Consider the following 17,930-nt stretch of genomic DNA (forward strand, 5'->3'; position numbering starts at 1 on the left):
CTTACACATGGAGGACGAAGGGGTGGGATCGGTATGAGTAAGGGGTCGGCAACGGTGCGCGTGGCGAGATGGAGCGCGCTGCATCCGGGGCGCGCGATCATCGGCTGGCTGGTGTTCGTGGCGCTCTGCCTGGGGGGCGGCATCGCCACCGGCATGAACAGCGCGAGCAGCGAGGACTACCGCGTGGGGGAGGCGGGACGCGCCGAGGCCCTGGCGACCGAGGGCGGCGTCCAGTTGCGGCCCACGGAGCAGGTGCTGATCCGCTCCAGGTCGGGGCCGCTGGACAAGACGGCGGCCGGCGCCGCGGTCAAGGACGTCACCGCCCGGATGAAGTCGCTGCCGGAGGTCGCGTCGGTGGCGGCCCCGGTCCGCTCCGAGGGCGGACGCGTACTGCGCATCCAGGTGGAGCTGAACGGCCCCGACCAGGACGGCAAGAAGAACGTCATCCCGCTCCAGGCGCAGACCGAGCAGGTCAAGAAGGCCCACCCGGACCTGGTGATCGAGGAGACCGGCACCGCCTCGGTGAGCAAGGGCGTCAACGACCAGCGGGGCGAGGACCTCGCCTTCTCCGAGACGATCACGCTCCCCATCACGCTGATCACGCTCGCCCTGGTCTTCGGCTCCGTGGTCATGGTCGGCGTACCGCTGCTCCTCGCCATCACCTCGATCATGGCGACCATGGGCCTGACGATGCTGGCCTCACACCTGCTGCCGGACACCGGCGTCGGGATGAACATGATCCTGCTCATCGGCATGGCGGTCGGCGTCGACTACACGCTCTTCTACCTCAAGCGCGAGCGCGAGGAACGGGCCCGCGCGGGCGGCAGCCTCACGTCCGAGGCGCTGGTCGAGGCGGCCGCGGCCACCGCGGGCCGCGCGATCGTGGTCTCCGGACTCGCGGTGATCGTCTCCACCGCCGCCCTCTACCTCGCGGGCGACGTCATCTTCGACTCCCTGGCCACCGGCACCATCCTGGTCGTGGCCGTCGCCGTGATCAGTTCGGTGACCGTGCTCCCCGCGCTGCTGGTCAAGCTCGGCAGGCGCGCCGACCGCCGGGCGCTGAAGCGGCAGGCGCGGGGCAAGTCCGTGAGGACGTACGGAGAGAAGAAACCCGGACGGGCCTGGAACGCGCTGCTGACCCCGGCTCGTAAGCGCCCCGCGCTCACCCTCGGCCTCTCCGTCCTCGTCCTCCTCGGCCTGGCCCTGCCCGCCCTGGACATCGAGCTCAAGGACCCGGCGCGCGACAGCTTCTCGCGCGACATCCCGGCCATGCAGGCGTACGACCGGCTGCTCGACGCCTTCCCCGAGCAGCGCATCCGGCACCAGGTCGTGGTGCGGGCCGAGGCATCGCGGGCCGGCGAGGTGCGCGAAGCCCTGACCGCGCTCGACCGCAGGGCGCAGGACGACCCGCTGTTCGCGCACCCCTCCGCGGCTCCGCTCCTGCGCACCTCGCAGGACCGCAGGACCACCACACTGGAGCTCAACGCCCCGCACGCCACCTACTCCGAGAAGGCCGTCGCGACCCTCGACCACCTGCGTGACGACTACCTCCCCGCCACCGTCGGCAGACTGCCCGGCGTCGAGACGGCCGTCACCGGCGAGGTGCCCCATGGCACCGACTACGTGGAGCACCAGAACGAGAAGCTGCCGCTCGTCCTCGGATTCCTGCTCCTGATGACCTTCGCCATGACGGTCATCGCGTTCCGCTCGGTCGTCCTCGGGCTGCTCGGCATCGTGCTCAACCTGCTCTCCGCCGCCTCCGCGCTCGGACTGCTCGTCCTGGTCTTCCAGGGGCAGTGGGCCGAGGAACTGCTCTCGTTCGTGTCGCTCGGCGGGATCTCCTCGCGGGTGCCGCTCTTCCTCATCGTGATCCTCTTCGGGCTCTCGATGGACTACCAGGTGTTCGTCGTCAGCCGGATCCGGGAGGCCGCCCTGCACGGCGTACCCACCCGGCAGGCCGTCATCGAGGGCATCGGCTCGTCGGCCAAGGTCGTCACCAGTGCCGCGATCGTCATGGTCACCGTTTTCGCGAGCTTCGTGATGCTGCACATCCTGGAGATGAAGCAGATGGGCTTCGTCCTCGCGGCGGCCGTCCTGCTCGACGCGTTCGTGATCCGCATCATGATTCTGCCGGCGGCACTGCTGCTCCTCGGGCGTGCCACCTGGTGGCCGTCCCGCGCGATCCACCGCGCCGAGCAGCGGGCGGCCGAGCGGTACGGTGCGCGGGAGGTGCCGCAAGCACCGCAGACCGCCGACGGCCGTCCGGTTTCCGGGCATTGGGCGGAGCCCCCGGCGGCGCGTCGTGGCTAACCGGCGCGGTTAGGGGGTGGTGGGTGGGCGGCCACCCATTCGAACGCTTACGATCCTCTGCGTGTCCAAACTGACCGACGTGCCCAAACGGATCCTCATCGGGCGCGCACTGCGCAGCGACCGGCTCGGAGAAACCCTCCTGCCGAAGCGCATCGCTCTACCCGTGTTCGCGTCCGACCCGCTCTCCTCCGTGGCCTATGCACCGGGAGAAGTGCTCCTCGTCCTCTCGATCGCGGGTGTGTCGGCGTACCACTTCAGCCCCTGGATCGCTGTCGCGGTCGTCGTGCTGATGTTCACCGTCGTCGCGTCGTACCGGCAGAACGTGCACGCCTACCCGAGTGGTGGTGGCGACTACGAGGTCGCCAACACCAACCTCGGCCCCAAGGCCGGGCTCACCGTCGCGAGCGCGCTGCTCGTCGACTACGTCCTGACCGTGGCGGTGTCGATCTCCTCGGGCATCGAGAACCTCGGCTCGGCGATCCCGTTCGTCGTCGAGCACAAGGTCCTCTGCGCCGTCGCCGTCATCGTGCTCCTCACGGTGATGAACCTGCGCGGCGTGAAGGAGTCGGGAAAGCTCTTCGCCATCCCGACGTACGTCTTCGTGGCCGGCGTCTTCATCATGATCGCCTGGGGCGCCTTCCGGGGCATCGTCCTCGACGAGACGATGAAGGCGCCCACCGCGGACTACGTGATCAAGCCCGAGCACGAGGGCCTCGCGGGCTTCGCCCTCGTCTTCCTGCTCCTGCGGGCCTTCTCCTCCGGCTGTGCCGCGCTCACCGGCGTCGAGGCGATCAGCAACGGCGTCCCGGCCTTCCGCAAGCCCAAGAGCAAGAACGCCGCGAGCACCCTGGCCCTGATGGGTGCCCTCGCCGTCACCATGTTCTGCGGCATCATCGCGCTCGCCATGACGACCAAGGTCCGCATGGCGGAGTACCCGGGCAAGGACCTCTTCCACAACGGGGTCCCGGTCGGTTCCGACTACGTCCAGAACCCGGTGATCTCCCAGGTCGCCGAGGCCGTCTTCGGCAACGGCAGCTTCCTGTTCATCGTGCTCGCCGCCGCCACCGCGCTCGTCCTGTTCCTCGCGGCCAACACGGCGTACAACGGCTTCCCGCTGCTCGGCTCGATCCTCGCGCAGGACCGCTACCTGCCGCGTCAGCTGCACACCCGGGGCGACCGGCTCGCCTTCTCCAACGGCATCGTGCTGCTCGCGGGCGCCGCGGCCCTCCTCGTCGTCATCTACGGCGCGGACTCGACCCGCCTGATCCAGCTCTACATCGTCGGCGTCTTCGTCTCCTTCACGCTCAGCCAGATCGGCATGGTCCGGCACTGGAACCGCCATCTGCGCACCGAGAAGAACCAGGCCAAGCGCCGCCACATGATCCGCTCGCGCGCGATCAACACCTTCGGCGCGTTCTTCACGGGCATGGTCCTGATCGTCGTGCTCGTCACGAAGTTCACGCACGGCGCGTGGGTCGCCCTGCTCGGCATGGTGATCTTCTACGCGACGATGTCCGCGATCCGCCGTCACTACGACCGCGTCGCCGAGGAGATCGCCGCCCCGGACACCCCGTCCGACGACAGCGTGCGGCCCTCGCGCGTGCACTCCATCGTCCTGGTCTCCAAGATCCACCGGCCGACGCTGCGCGCCCTGGCCTATGCCAAGCTGATGCGCTCGGACACGCTCGAAGCGCTGAGCATCAACGTCGACCCGGCGGAGACCAAGGCCCTGAAGGCCGAATGGGAGCGGCGCGGCATCACCGTCCCGCTGAAGATCCTCGACTCGCCCTACCGCGAGATCACCCGGCCGATCATCGAATACGTGAAGAACCTGCGCCGGGAGAGCCCGCGCGACGTGGTCAGCGTGATCATCCCGGAGTACGTGGTGGGCCACTGGTACGAGCACCTGCTGCACAACCAGAGCGCGCTCAGGCTCAAGGGCCGCCTGCTCTTCACGCCGGGCGTGATGGTCACCTCCGTCCCCTACCAGCTCGACTCCTCCGAGGCCGCGAAGAAGCGGGCCAGGAAGCGTTCGGAGTGGAACGCGCCGGGCGCGGTGCGCCGGGGCCCGGTGGAGAAGCGCCCCAAGGAGCCGAGCAACGGCAACAAGGGCTGACCCCCGCGGTTGGTGAGCGGCCGGACCACACCCACGTAGACTGGTGGGCTGTTGTCCGGCCGTTTTCCTTTCGGCCGATGCCCCCTTACGTAGTGGAGTCACCCCGCCATGCAGGCAGAACCGAAGAAATCGCAGGCGGGGAACTCGAAGGAGGGCTCGCAGGCGGCCTCCCTCATCGGGCAGGAGTACGAGGTCGAGGTGGGCCCGGTCGCGCACGGCGGCCACTGCGTGGCCCGCACGGCCGAGGGCCGCGTCCTCTTCGTCCGGCACACGCTCCCCGGCGAGAAGGTCATCGCGCGCGTGACCGACGGCGACGAGGAGTCCCGCTTCCTGCGCGCGGACGCGGTGACGGTCATCGAACCGTCCAAGGACCGCGTCGAGGCCCCCTGCCCGTACGCGGGCCCCGGCCGCTGCGGCGGCTGCGACTGGCAGCACGCGAAGCCCGGCGCACAGCGCCGCCTCAAGGGCGAGGTCATCACCGAGCAGCTCCAGCGGCTGGCCGGCCTGACCCCCGAGGAGGCCGGCTGGGACGGCACGGTCGTCCCGGCCGAGGGCGACAAGCTGCCCCCGGGCGAGGTCCCGGCCTGGCGCACCCGCGTCCAGTACGCGGTGGACCCCGACGGCAACGCGGGCCTGCGCCGCCACCGCTCGCACGAGGTCGAGCCGATCGAGCACTGCATGATCGCGGCGCCGGGCGTCTCGGAGCTCGGCATCGAGAAGCACGACTGGTCCGGCATGGAGTCGGTAGAGGCCATCGCGGCGACGGGCTCCCAGGACCGCCAGGTGATCCTTGAGCCCCGGCCGGGCGCGAGGCTCCCCCTCGTCGAACTGGACAAGCCGGTCTCGGTCCTGCGCATCGCCGAACAGGACGGCGGCGTCCACCGCGTGCACGGCCGCCCCTTTGTCCGCGAGCGCGCCGACAACCGCACGTACCGCGTCGGCAACGGCGGCTTCTGGCAGGTCCACCCGAAGGCCGCCGAGACGCTGATGCTGGCCGTCATGCAGGGCCTGACGCCGCGCAAGGGTGACACGGCCCTCGACCTCTACTGCGGCGTGGGCCTGTTCGCGGGCGCCATCGCCGACCGCGTCGGCGACAAGGGCGCCGTCCTTGGCATCGAGTCCGGCAAGCGAGCCGTCGAGGACGCCCGCCACAACCTCGCCGCCTTCGACCGCGTCCGCATCGAGCAGGGCAAGGTCGAGGCCGCCCTGCCGCGCACCGGCATCACGGAGGTCGACCTGATCGTCCTTGACCCGCCGCGCGCGGGCGCGGGCAAGCAGACGGTGAAACACTTGACGGGTCTGGGAGCACGCAGGATCGCGTACGTGGCCTGCGACCCGGCAGCGCTGGCACGGGACCTGGGGTACTTCCGCGAGGGCGGCTACCGGGTGCGGTCGCTGCGGGCGTTCGATCTGTTCCCGATGACTCACCACGTGGAGTGTGTGGCGATCTTGGAGCCCGCCGCCAAGGGTTCCTGACGCCGGCTCCCCGGCGCGGAAAGGGACGGCACGTGGAGCAGCCTGCGGCAGGAGCGGCGGGGGCCGGTCCGGGAGAGCCCGGGCAGCAGGCTCTCTTCGGGTGGGCGGACGCCTCCCTGGCGCCCTCCGCCGCGCCCGGGGCCTTCCGGGACAGCCCGCAGGCCCGGCGGATGCTCGACGTGCGGGAGGTCTACGCGGAGCGGGCGGCGCTCGACTCGCCGCGCGGCCAGCAGATCATGGCCCGGTTGCCGGGGGTGCGCGTGACGGAGGTCGCCGGGCACTGGCGCATCCCCGAGCTCCACGGCAACGACGGCAACATCGCCCGGTGGGTCCGCATCAAGACCGAGACACTCGTCCTCGGGGTCAAGCAGACGCTCACCACGCGCTTCAACGGCAGGTCGGCCGACTGGATCGCCCCCGGCCCCTCCAACGGCTGCGCGATGGCCTGCGCCTACTGCTACGTCCCCCGCCGCAAGGGCTTCGCCAACCCCATCACGCTGTTCACCAACATCGAGGCGATCGTCGCCCACGTCCGGCGCCACGTCCGGGCCCAGGGACCCAAGACGGAACCCAACCAGTGCGACCCACGGGCCTGGGTCTACGACATCGGGGAGAACGGCGACTGCTCCGTCGACGCCCTGGTCTGCGACAACACCGCGGATCTCGTCGCCGCCTTCCGTAGCCTGCCGACGGCCAAGGCGTCCTTCGCGACCAAGTTCGTCAACCCCGATCTGCTCGCCTACGACCCGCAAGGGCGCACCCGGGTGCGCTTCTCCCTCATGCCCGCCGTCGACGCCCGCCTCCTGGACATCCGCACCAGCCCGGTCGCCGAGCGGATCGCCGCGGCCGCCGACTTCCTGGACGCGGGCTACGAGGTGCACTTCAACCTCTCGCCGGTCGTGCTGCGCCCGGGATGGCAGCGGGACTGGGCCGACCTGCTCGACCACCTCGACGACGTCCTGCCCGCCCGCGTGAAGGAGCAGGCGGCGGCCGAGGTCATCATGCTGACGCACAATCAGGCGCTGCACGAGGTCAACCTGGGCTGGCACCCCCGGGCCGAGGACGTGCTGTGGCAGCCGGAGGCCCAGGAGACGAAACGCTCCCAGAACGGGGCCATCAACGTCCGCTACAACCAGGAGATCAAGCGGAGTTCCCTGGCCCGCATCCAGGAGCTGCTGACCGAGCACGCGCCGTGGCTGCGCGTCAGGTACGCCTTCTGAGCACGCGGGCCCGCGGGCCCGCCTCAGGTCTCAGCCCGAAGCCGGCGCCAGGCCGACCAGCCTCGCGCTGTCCTCCCACAGAGCCCGCGCCACCTCGTCCCGGCGGGCGGCCTCCGACACCTCCGGCCAGCCGAGCCGCCCCCCGCGCAGGGCGGCGAGCACGCGGCCGTCCGGCGGCCTCGTGACGCCGAGGACCAGATCGGCCAGGGCGTCTCCCGCCGCCGTACGGGTGTTGAAGTGCGGGTTCAGCTTGCGCAGCGGCCACCCGAGGACCGGTGTGCCGAGGAGCGACCAGGCCGTCCGGAGGGGCAGCGCGAGATCCTTGGCCAGGCCCGTCCCGAAGACCTGCCCCGGATCGAAGGCAAGCGCGGTGAGGCGGTGCTCCGGGAGCCCCGACAGGGACCGGGCGGTGAGCACGGCGCACAACTTGGACGCGGTGTACGCGTGCTCGCCCGCCTTGCGCGGCCGCGGGTCGCATTCGGGATCGCGCTCGGGGTGGGCGAGCAGCTCCGCGTCCGCGTGGCGCGGCGGCGTGAGACCGGCCTGGGTGGCGGGGTCGTACGTACCGCTCGTGGTCTGCACGACGAGTGCGCCGTCCCGCAGGACGGGCAGCAGCAGGCGTACCAGGAGGTAGTGCGCGAGGTGGTTGACCGCGAACGTCGGCTCGAAGCCGTCCGTCGTTCTGCCGGTGACGTCGGGGCGGATCACGCCGGCGTTCAGGACCAACGCGTCGACGGGAGTCCCGCCGAGGCGTCGGCGGACCGCCGCCGCGAAGGCACGCACCGAGTCGAGCTCCGTCAGGTCGAGCGGGAGCGCACCGTCACCGGCTGCCGGACGGCGCGCCCCCAGGATCAGCAGGGCCTTGCCCGGCCGCGTCAGTCGTCGCGCGGCGATCGCTCCGAAGCCCGAAGTGCCGCCGGTCATCACCATCGTTGACACGCTGTCCCCTCGGGAGCCGCCGATCCAGGACGGCTTCGAGCGTAGCGCCCGAAGGGCCGGATGCCGGGCGTCCGGCGTCAGCCCTTCTGTTCCACCCGCACCCAGTCGACCTCCGCCTTCACACCGCCCGCCGCGACCCTGTCCACGCTCGACTGCGGCAGGCCCCAGTACGGCTGGGTGACCTTGTTCCAGCCGGCCGGGTAGGCGCCGCCGAGGGCGAGGTTGAGGATGACGTACTGGTCGTGGTCGAAGACCCATTCGCCGCGGGTGGACTCCAGCTTGTTGCGCGTCGTCTCCTGGACCAGGCGGTCGTCGACGTAGAAACGCATGACCGTCGGGGTCCACTCCACCGCGTAGGTGTGCCACTGGTCGGCCCTGCCGCCGTTCGGATAGGTCTGGCGGGCGCCGACGTTGCCGTCCGCCGAGTAACCGGGGCCGTGCAGTGCGGAGCTCGTCCAGTCCGCGTAACCGATGTTCTCCATGATGTCGGTCTCGCCGGAGGCCGGCCACGAGACGTCCGGGTCGTCCACGTCACTGCCCAGCATCCAGAAGGCGGGCCAGAACCCGTCGCCCACCGGCAGCTTCATGCGTGCGCTGACCTTGCCGTACGTGAAGTCGAACTTGGTGTTGGTGTCGATGCGGCCGGAGGTGAAGTCATAGGTGCCGCCGCCCGCGGTGGTGCAGTTGTCGCAGTAGTCGGCCTCGAGGATCAGACTGCCGTTCTCCGTACGGATGTTGTCCGTGGAGTCGACGTACGCCTGCGACTCGCCGTTGACCGACCCCATCTCCTGACCGGTCCTGACGACCCGCCACTTGGAGCGGTCCAGGCTCCCGGCGGTGAAGTCGTCGAAGAACGTCGTCCTGTACGCCCCCGACTGCTCGCCCGGCAGCGCCGGATACGCGGCGGACGCGCTGCCGCCGGTGCCCCACACCTCGAACTCGTAGAGCGAGTAGCCGAATTGAGCGGTGGACGGGGCCGGATTGTGGAAGGAGCGGCGTTCCTTGCCGAGCATCCGCACATAGCGGCCGGTCGCCGGCTGCGAGAGCCGCACGTTGTCATGCAGCCCCACCGCCTCACCGGGGGACTTGATGTTCGCCCGCCGCGACGCGACCTCCGTGGCGGAGGGCCTGTGGACCGTGCGCCAGGTCCGGTTGTCGTCGGAGACCTGCAGTTCGTAGTCGACCGCGTAGGCCGCCTCCCAGTACAGGTCCACGGTGTCGATGGTGGACCGCGCCCCCAGGTCGACCGAGATCCAGCGGTCGGCGTTCCAGTCGCTGGACCAGCGGGTCTGATCGGCCTTGAGGTCCGCGGGCCGACCGCCGTCGGTCGCGAAGGACGGCGCGTTGCCCGCGTGCTGGTAGCGGTTGGTGTAGGCGGGGTGGTTCAGGGCCAGGTTGGAGCGGGTCGTGGACGCCGGGGCGGGTTCACCGCCGTAGACCTTGAAGGCGTGCAGCGAGTAACCCCAGGACGTCGCACGTTCGACTCCGCGCATCCGCACATAGCGGCCCGTCACCTCCTGGGGGTAGGTGTGGGCGGTGACGGAGCCGCCCGTGCCCGCCGTCTCGGTGTAGAAGGGGGTCCAGTCGGAGCCGTTCCTGGACACCTCCAGGACGTACTTCTTGCCGTAGGCCGCCTCCCAGTCCAGGACGACGCGATCGACGCGGAGCGTGGTGCCGAGGTCGAGGCGTATCCACGCGTCGTCGGCGAACTGGCTCGACCAGCGGGTCGAGGCGTCGCCGTCGAAGGCGGCGCCGGGTCCCGCGCTGCCCGCCTCGTTGCCGGACGCGGTCGCGGAGGACGGGTTCGCGGAGTACGCCTCGGCGGCGCGGTCGGTGTCCCAGGCCGCTGCGGCGACCGCGCCGGGAGGGTCGGCCGGCACGGCGGAGGCGAGGCCGGCCATCAGGGTCAGGACACAGACCGTCGCCAGCGCGACGACCGGGGTGAGTCTCTTTCTGCGGGAGGCGCGGGAGGCGCGGAAGGTACCGGAGCGCATGCTGCTCTCCTTGCGGATGGGGGAGGACTGGCCTGGGACGTCGGGTGACCGGTGGTTCAGGGGAAGGTGACCACCGTGGACGGCACGGTGTCGGAGCCCGACGTGGGAGCACCGATCGCGTTGATGACGTGCGCGTACTGGCCCTTGCCGCCGAGCGAGACGACGAGCAGGTGGTGGAATTTCACGCCCGGTTTGTTCGGAGCCGCGAAGCCGTGTTCCTGCACGATGGTCGGGTCGACGTTGTAGTAGCAGTAGCTGCCAAGGCCCCAGCCCTCATGGGTGTTGACGGAGTCGGCGACCTTGTACGAGGCGAAGCCCCGCAGGCTGCCGTTCTGGATGGCCGCCTGGTTGGGGGCGTCGTACGCCTTCTCGTTCTGGTAGAAGATCGTGCGCCCGCGCTCGCCGTTCCACTGCACGTCGTACTTGTTGAAGTGCTCCACGAACAAGCCGGTCGCGAGCACGTCCGCGCCGTTGACGACCACGCCGTAGTCGGCCCGGTTGGTCTCCCAGCCGACGCCGTCGCCGTGGTCCGCGCGCCAGACCCAGGTGTGGTCGACGATGGTGTGGCGGCTGTTGACCACCATGCTGGTGGTGGCCTTGCCCGCGCCCGCGCCGCCGATGCGGATGAACACGTCCTGGACGGTGGTCGGGTTGCCGACGTGCGAGGCGCTCGCGCCCGAGGGGCCGATCTCGACGAGCGTCCTGGAGTTCTGCGGGCCCGCGTCGACCAGGAATCCGGCGAGCCGCACCCCGTCGACGTCGGCGGTCTTGACCGCGGTGACCCCGTTGTCCGGGATGAGGGTGGCGTAGCCGATGCCGAGGACGACGGAGTTCGCCCGCTTGACCTCGATCGGCCGGTCGAGGTGGTAGATGCCGGGGGTGAGCAGGAGGTGCAGCCCCTGGGCGAGGGCGGCGTTGAGGGTGGCCGCGCTGTCGCCCGCCTTGGCGACGTAGAAGGCGGAGAGGGAGAGGGACTGGCCCTGCGGGGTGCCGTGGCCCCAGCTGGTGCCGCGGGCGTTGGTGCGCAGGGCGGGCAGGAAGACCTTGTACTCGGCGCCGTCGAGATAGATGAAGGGCTTCTCCCGGGAGTACGGGGTGTTGTTCAGGGTGGTGTACGGCGGGTTGGGGAAGGAGTCGCCGGGCGCGCCCTCAACCCCGGAGAAGACCATGTTCCAGACCGCGTTCAGCCAGCCGCCGATCGAGCTGTCGCGGGTGTACCACTGCTGCTGGGAGTACGGCTGGACGGTGCCGTCGATGCGGCTGTCGGCGATGTAGCCGCCGCTGGCCCAGCCGTAGCCGTTGGGGGCGAGGTTCAGGTCGCCGCGGATGTGCATGCGGCGGAACGGCGCGGCCTGTGAGACCGCCCAGCGGTTGGCGCCGCTGACCGGGGAGAGTGAGAGGTTCTCCGCCGACCGCCAGAAGTTCTGGGTGGCGTTTCCGTTGAACCAGCCCGCGTCGACGGTGACGTCGCCGTTGAAGTGGGTGTCGTCGGGGGAGAGCCCCAGGCCCATGATCGAGGTGTAGAAGCCGATCTGGGCGTTGAGGCCGCTGTAGTTGCCGGGCTTGAACAGCAGGGCGTAGCGGTCGGTGCCGAACTGGGCCGACTCCTGCTTCCTGAATATCTCGTCCAGCTTCCCCTGGATGCCGCCGGTGGACGGGTCGAAGACGATGACGTTCGGGCCGAAGTCGGGGGCGAAGGCGTTGGCGGGCCGCGGGCGGCGGGCGGCGGGGGCCTGTGCCGGGGGCGCGTCGGGAGCGGCGACCGCGTGCGAGGCGAGCATCCCGGTGGCCGGGACCGCCAGCGCGGCGGCCAGGGCCGAGCGGCGGGAGAGGGTGGATCTCGCGGCGGGCGCGGGCTGGTGCTCAGACATGGCAAGTCCTTCTGTCGACTGGGCGGTTGAACGCGTCGAAGCGCTGGTGGTGGGGGCGGCGCCGCCCCGGAGTGTTGGGGCGGAGCGGTGCCGCGTGCGGTCGGTTCAGAGGCCGGACTTCGTTCAGAACCTGAACGGTGATCGCTGAGAGAGCGCTCTCTCGCGTTGGATAGTTGTGTCTGGGACAAGGCACGTCAAGGGGGTGCGCACGATGTCGCGCTGACTGGGTGGGAAGAAGTCAACTAGGTGCCGCTGTGGGCGCGTTGACGCCAATCGCTGGTACGTGGGTGATATGTCCGGTGGTGGCGCGGGGCCGTCAACGGCCGTGGAGGCAGGCCGACTTGCCCCCGCATCAGGCAAGGAGAGCCGAACGCCCGCCCACCCCGGTTGCTATAAAGACCCCGTGACTGCCGACACCTCGCGCCCCGCCCGCCCCGTGACCCTGGAGGACGTGGCCCGGACGGCCGGGGTCTCGCGCGCCACCGTCTCCCGGGTCGTGAACGGCGCGCCCACCGTCGACCCGGTGCTGCGCCGCAAGGTGGAGGAGGCGGTCGAGGCCACCGGCTACGTCCCCAACCAGGCCGCCCGCTCCCTGGTCACCCAGCGGACCGACTCCATCGCCCTGGTGGTGTCGGAGCGGGAGCGCCGGCCCGTCGAGGCTCCCTTCGTCGGCCGGATGTTCACCGACCCCCACTTCGGCCGGGTGGTCGGCGGTCTCCTGGACGTGCTGCGCCCGGCCGGGGTCCAGATGGTCCTGATGCTGGTGGACGACGACACCTCGCGCCGGCAGTTCCTCTCGTATCTGCGCCAGGGTCACGTGGACGGGACGGTGCTCGTCTCCTCGCACGCCTCCGATCCGCTCCCCCGACTGCTCGCGGAGACCGGGCTGCCCGCCGTGCTCGCGGGGCGCCCGGCGGAGACGGTCCCGCTGCCGTACGTGGAGGTGGACCAGCGGGCGGGGGCGCGGATGGCCGTCGACCGTCTGGTGGCCGGGGGGCGCCGCACGATCGGCAGCATCGCGGGGCCGCAGGACATGCCGGCCGCCCAGGAGCGCCTGCAGGGGTTCCGCGACGCGCTGGCCGCGCACGGCATCACCGAAGCACCGTGGGCCGAGGGGGACTTCACCCGGGTGGGCGGCGCCGAGGCGACGCGACGGCTCCTTGCCGAACACCCGGACCTGGACGGCGTGTTCGTCGCGTCGGACCTCATGGCGCAGGGCGCGCTGCAGACCCTCCTGCGGGCGGGCAGGCGGCTGCCGCGGGACGTGGCGGTGGTCGGCTTCGACGACAGCGAGGCCGCGGGTGCCTGCGAGCCCGCGCTGACCACCGTCCGGCAACCGGTAGAGGAGATGGCCGCCGAGATGGCCCGGCTGCTCCTGGGGCGGATCAAGCGGCCCGGGCGCGCGCCGCTGTCGATGGTGTTCCGCCCGGCACTGGTCGAGCGGGCCTCGGCGTGAGCGGCGCCGGCCGTGCGGCCCGGCTCAGGACAGCAGCGCCACCAGGGTGACCGTGGTCCCGGCCGCGCAGACCGAGATGTCGAACTGGTCCACGAGGGCCTGGGCCAGCCACAGGCCCCTGCCGCTCTCGGCCTCGTAGCCGTCGGGAAGGGCCGCCGCCACGCACGGCTCCGCCCTGGGCAGCCCCGGGCCGCTGTCCCCGATGACGCACCGCAGTCCCTCGGCCGTGTGTGCGAGATGGATGCGGCCCTTGCCGCCGCCGTGCACGACGGCGTTGCCTGCGACCTCGTGCACGGCGAGCACGAAGTCGCTGAGCCGGGGGTCGCAGAGGCCCGCGTCCTCGGCGCGGCGATTGACCAGGAAGCGCAGGCGCGCCAAGTCGGCGATGGTGAAGGGAAGTTCCAGGAGAGTCGTCCTGTCCGGTGTCGGGGTGAGGGTGGCGTCGATGTGGTCCCGGTGCGGGGCCGGGTCACCGCCGTTGTCGTCGTTGCCGATGCCGCGGTTGAGGATCACTTCGCGGATCACCCTTCGCCCAGGACCAGTTGAGGCACTTCGACGGCTCCGCAGAGCCGTATCACTCTGTCCTGCCCGGGCCGGGAGCGGACCGTCAGAAGGTGGTCGCGGGGCAGCCCGCCCGCGAGCCGCACCAGCGTCGACGCGGCATGTACGTCCATGAAGCACAGCTCGGAGAGATCGAGCAGGCGCGGACGGTCCGGGCCGGTCAGGGCGCGCGCGAGCGCCGAGTCGAACTCCTCGCGCGTGGCGAGGTCGACGTCTCCGGCGATCCGCAGTTCGGCGCCGGTCCTGGCTATGTCCAGGGCGCCCAGGTGGCGCAGGATCTGTTTGGGGTGGGCGCGGTGGACCCGGTCCAGGAGATCATCGCCGAACTTGCGCCGGTCGTACTCGCAGATGGCGGTGAACCCGATGTCGGCGAAGAGCGGCGAAAGCCCGGACTCGTACTCGACCAGGAGATCCCGGTCGACGCCCGGGTCGGCGGCCCAGCCCATGTCGCCGACCGCCCGGATCCCGGAGAAGCCGTCGTGGCGTGCCTTGTCGGTCAACTCCACCCAGGTGGCGACGCGTTCGACGGGGTCGAAGCCGGTGGCCGGGTCGTACCCGGGGACTTCGTTGACCACGACGAGGCGGCCGTCCATGAGTGCGGCCCCCAGCGGAAAGCCGCCGGCGCTCAGCTGCTCGGCCGCGACGGCGGGAGTGGTGTCCCGGTCGGTGAAGAACACCACTTGCTCGCCGCGCGACAGGCCGATGTCGGCGTACGCGGCACGGAGTTCCCAGCGGGTTTCGTCGTCGTCGAATCCGAGGCATGCGTGGTCCCCGGAGTTCAGACGGGTGACGGAGACCGTCCTGGTCACAGAACTGGCATCCATGGGGCAGAGCCTAGGGTCCGCGCGAGGCGACGCGGCCGTCGTGATCACTGTTGACTGAAGTCGTTCCAATCGCTCGACAACTCGATAATTCGTTGCGCGGCGCGCTTGCGGGTGACGATGATCCCCGCATGGTTTCGACTCCTCCCGATGGCCGCGCCGGCATCGACGCCGCCCTGGTGAGGCGTCTGGTCGCCGCGCAGTTCCCGCAGTGGCGCGACCTGCCCGTCAGGCCCGTGGAGGTCGACGGCTGGGACAACCGGACGTACCGCCTCGGTGACACCCTTACGGCCCGGCTGCCGACGGCAGCCGGTTATGTCCCCGCGGTGGCCAAGGAGAACGAGTGGCTGCCGAAACTCGCGCCGTCCCTGCCGTTCGCCGTCCCGCCGATCCTGGGCGCGGGCGCCCCGGGCGAGGGCTACCCCTTCCCGTGGTCGGTCCGCGGCTGGCTCGACGGGGAGACGGCCGCGCGCGGGCGCATCGACGACCTGCCCCGATTCGCGCTCGCCGTCGCGGAGTTCATCCTCGCCCTGCAGCGCTGCGACACCACCGGAGGTCCGCTCGCGGGCGAGCACAGCTGGTACCGAGGGGCGTCACCCGCGCACTACGACGAAGAGACCCGGCGGTGCCTGGCCGCCCTCGAAGGCCACGTCGACACGGAGAGGGCGGCCGCCGTCTGGGACGCCGCCCTCGCCGCCGAGTGGCACGGGGCGCCCGTCTGGTTCCACGGCGACATCGCCCCGGGCAACCTGCTGGTCGCCGACGGCAAGCTGACCGCCGTCATCGACTTCGGCACCTCGGGCGTCGGGGACCCGGCCTGCGATCTGGTGATCGCCTGGGGGATGCTCGCGGGCGAGAGCCGGGAGACGTTCCGGCGCGCGGTCGGGCAGGACGCGGGCACGTGGGCGCGAGCCCGCGGCTGGCTCCTGTGGAAGTGCCTGCTGACCCTGTCCGAGAACATCGGCACCGACCCGGAGCGGGAAGCCGTCGACCGGCGGCTGATCGCCGAGGTCCTGGCAGACCACGAGCTCTTCGGCTGAGCCGGGGCCGGCGGAGTACGGCCGCGCCTCACGTGGGCACGACGGTGACCTCCGTCGCCTTCACGCTGGTCCACACCCGCGTCCCGTCGGCGAGGCCGAGTTCGGCGGCGGCCTGCGGGGTGATCTCGGCGACGAGGTCGGGGGCCTGCGGCGAGGTGATCAGGAGCCGGAGCCTGCTGCCGCTGGTGGTGATCTCGCGGATGGTGCCGGGCCAGACGTTGCGGGGGCTGCCGGTGGGCCTTTCGCGGTGCACGGAGACCGCTTCCGGGGCGATGATCGCCAGGGCCTCGGTGCCCGGCGGCAGCGGGTCGGCGATCACGAGGGTCCCCCCGCCGGGCAGGGCGAGCCCCTCGGGTCCCGCGGTACCGGGCCAGGCGTTGCGGCCCAGCATCCTGGCGACCCAGGGGGAGCGCGGATGCCGGGTCACTTCGGCGGGCGCCTCGTCCTGGAGGGCGAGCCCCTGGTCCAGTACGAGAACCCGGTCGGCGAGGGACACCGCCTCGACGGGATCATGGGTGACGATCAGGCAGACGCCGCCGAAGGTGTCGAGGTGCGTGCGCAGGGTGTGCCGCACGTGGGCCCGGGTGGTCTGGTCGAGCGCGGCGAGCGGTTCGTCCAGCAGGAGCAGCCGGGGCCGAGCGGCCAACGCCCGTGCCAGCGCCACCCGTTGGGCCTGACCGCCGGAGACCTGGGCCGGCCTGCGGTGCGCGAGGTGACCGACGCCGAGCCGGTCGAGCCACTCCTGGGCGCGCCGCCGGGCCTCGGCTCGCGGGACACCCAGCGCGCGCGGTCCGTACGCCGTGTTGGCGAGGGCGCTCATGTGCGGGAAGAGGGCGCCGTCCTGCGGGACCCAGGCGACGTGCCGGCGGTGTGGCGGCAGCCCGGTGACGTCGGTGTCGCCGAGCCGGAGCTCGGCGTGGGCGCGCGGGGTGAGCCCGAGGAGCGCGCGCAGCAGGGTGGTCTTGCCCGCGCCGTTGGGACCGACCACGGCGATCGTGGTGCCCGGTTCTGCGTCCAGGGTGAGCTGGTTGAAGCCGCTGACCTCGGCGTGCAGGGACCAGCGCTCCGGGGTCGGCGACGGGGACGGGAGCTCCACCGCAGCGGACTCCGCTGCCGGGGCCCGGGAAGGCGCGGGCGAGGCCGCCTCCTCCGGCAGCCGCTCGTACCGCCCCTTGCGCCGGTCGCCCGGGGCGCCCATCCAGCGGCCGCGCAGTGCGACGAGCACCGCCATGGCGATGGCGAGCAGCAGCAGCGACACGGAGGTCGCGGCCTCGGGGGAGTCCTGGAGCAGCAGGTACACCTGGAGGGGCAGGGTCTGGGTCGTGCCGGGGAGGTTGCCCGCGAAGGTGATGGTCGCGCCGAACTCGCCGAGGGCCCGCGCCCAGGTCAGAGCGGCTCCGGCGATGAGCCCCGGAGCGACCATGGGCAGCGTGACGGTGCGGAACACCCGTAGCGGCGAGGCACCCAGGGACGCCGCGGTCTCCTCGTAACGGGGGCGGAGTCCACCGAGCGCGCCTTCGAGGCTGATGACGAGGAACGGCATGGCGACGAACGTCGCGGCGATCACCGCACCGGACATGTGGAACGGCAGGGTGATCCCGAACGTGTCCTCGAGCCACGGCCCGAGCAGCCCGCGCCGCCCGAAGGCGAGGAGGAGGGCGACGCCGCCCACGGTGGGCGGAAGCACCATCGGGAGCAGCACGAGGGAACGTACGACCGCCTTGCCGGGAAAGTCGACGCGGGCGAGCAGCCACGCCAGCGGCACCCCGAGCAGCAGGGACAGTGCCAGCGCCCAGAGGGAGACGACGAGGGACAACCGCAGCGCCTGCGTGGTCCCCTCACTGGTCAGATGGGCCCCGAGCTCGCCCCATTCCGTACGGGCGAGGATCCCGATCAGCGGCAGCATCAGGAACGCGACGGCGAGCAGCGCGGGGATCGCGAGGGCGATCGGGGTGCGGGGGCCGGTGGTGCGGCCGCGCAGGCGTTTCATCGTGGTCCCTGGGGTGCGCGCTGGGTGGTTCGCGAGGTGAGGGGGCGTCAGGGGCGGTCCGGGAGACGGCCGGACCGCCCCGACCGGGGAGGCGGCCGGCCCCCTCACCTCGGCGGGTGCGGCTCCATCCTGCCGG

Annotated in this window: 12 protein-coding genes; 6 read left to right on the forward strand and 6 right to left on the reverse strand. The window is 71.4% G+C overall.

Translation table 11 applies throughout. From position 1 onward, the window contains the following. The first annotated feature begins 33 nt into the window (after nt 1–33). The 4 genes from ACWD02_RS17950 to ACWD02_RS17965 all read left to right on the forward strand — a co-directional run bounded on the left by ACWD02_RS17950 (nt 34) and on the right by ACWD02_RS17965 (nt 7,122). Entirely contained in the window at nt 34–2,310 is a 2,277-nt protein-coding gene (locus ACWD02_RS17950; protein WP_451211152.1) for an MMPL family transporter, read from the forward strand. 61 nt (nt 2,311–2,371) lie between these two features. Continuing rightward, a complete protein-coding gene (locus ACWD02_RS17955; RefSeq protein ID WP_451211155.1) occupies nt 2,372–4,426 on the forward strand; it encodes an APC family permease in 2,055 nt (684 codons plus the stop codon). A 108-nt stretch (nt 4,427–4,534) separates the two neighbouring features. Continuing rightward, nucleotides 4,535–5,902: a class I SAM-dependent RNA methyltransferase gene (locus tag ACWD02_RS17960; RefSeq protein ID WP_451211158.1), complete on the forward strand. Its 1,368-nt coding sequence runs from the start codon at nt 4,535–4,537 to the stop codon at nt 5,900–5,902. Between the two features lie 32 nt (nt 5,903–5,934). Beyond that, nucleotides 5,935–7,122 (forward strand): spore photoproduct lyase family protein, encoded by a 1,188-nt coding sequence (locus tag ACWD02_RS17965; protein WP_451211161.1) that lies wholly within the window; start codon nt 5,935–5,937, stop codon nt 7,120–7,122. A 30-nt stretch (nt 7,123–7,152) separates the two neighbouring features. Here the strand turns inward: ACWD02_RS17965 and ACWD02_RS17970 are convergent, their stop codons facing one another. From ACWD02_RS17970 to ACWD02_RS17980, 3 genes are all read right to left on the reverse strand, one after another. Then, nucleotides 7,153–8,052: an SDR family NAD(P)-dependent oxidoreductase gene (locus ACWD02_RS17970; RefSeq protein ID WP_451212033.1), complete on the reverse strand. Its 900-nt coding sequence runs from the start codon at nt 8,050–8,052 to the stop codon at nt 7,153–7,155. A gap of 86 nt (nt 8,053–8,138) precedes the next feature. Then, on the reverse strand, nt 8,139–9,962 hold the full coding sequence (locus ACWD02_RS17975; protein ID WP_451212036.1) for a discoidin domain-containing protein: 1,824 nt from the start codon (nt 9,960–9,962) through the stop codon (nt 8,139–8,141). 149 nt (nt 9,963–10,111) lie between these two features. Next, entirely contained in the window at nt 10,112–11,926 is a 1,815-nt protein-coding gene (locus ACWD02_RS17980) for a coagulation factor 5/8 type domain-containing protein (RefSeq protein WP_451211164.1), read from the reverse strand. 403 nt (nt 11,927–12,329) lie between these two features. Between ACWD02_RS17980 and ACWD02_RS17985 the strand changes: the two genes are divergently transcribed. Further along, nucleotides 12,330–13,382 (forward strand): LacI family DNA-binding transcriptional regulator, encoded by a 1,053-nt coding sequence (locus tag ACWD02_RS17985; RefSeq protein WP_451211167.1) that lies wholly within the window; start codon nt 12,330–12,332, stop codon nt 13,380–13,382. Between the two features lie 24 nt (nt 13,383–13,406). On the opposite strand, the gene ACWD02_RS17990 is transcribed toward ACWD02_RS17985, so the two are convergent. Together ACWD02_RS17990 and ACWD02_RS17995 are read right to left on the reverse strand one after the other, a co-directional pair. Further along, a complete protein-coding gene (locus ACWD02_RS17990; RefSeq protein WP_451211170.1) occupies nt 13,407–13,895 on the reverse strand; it encodes an ATP-binding protein in 489 nt (162 codons plus the stop codon). 8 nt (nt 13,896–13,903) lie between these two features. Next, the gene (locus ACWD02_RS17995; protein ID WP_451211173.1) at nt 13,904–14,767 is read right to left on the reverse strand and encodes an MEDS domain-containing protein; all 864 of its coding nucleotides are present in this window, start codon (nt 14,765–14,767) and stop codon (nt 13,904–13,906) included. A 128-nt stretch (nt 14,768–14,895) separates the two neighbouring features. Here ACWD02_RS17995 and ACWD02_RS18000 point away from each other — a divergent pair, with 128 nt between their 5' ends. After that, complete coding sequence (locus ACWD02_RS18000) at nt 14,896–15,804, forward strand: aminoglycoside phosphotransferase family protein (RefSeq protein ID WP_451211175.1); 909 nt, start codon at nt 14,896–14,898, stop codon at nt 15,802–15,804. A gap of 28 nt (nt 15,805–15,832) precedes the next feature. Here ACWD02_RS18000 and ACWD02_RS18005 read toward each other — a convergent pair whose 3' ends face one another. After that, nucleotides 15,833–17,794: an ABC transporter permease gene (locus tag ACWD02_RS18005; protein ID WP_451211178.1), complete on the reverse strand. Its 1,962-nt coding sequence runs from the start codon at nt 17,792–17,794 to the stop codon at nt 15,833–15,835. Between the last annotated feature and the right edge of the window lie 136 nt (nt 17,795–17,930).

The sequence above is a fragment of the Streptomyces sp. NPDC002853 genome (genome assembly GCF_053591915.1).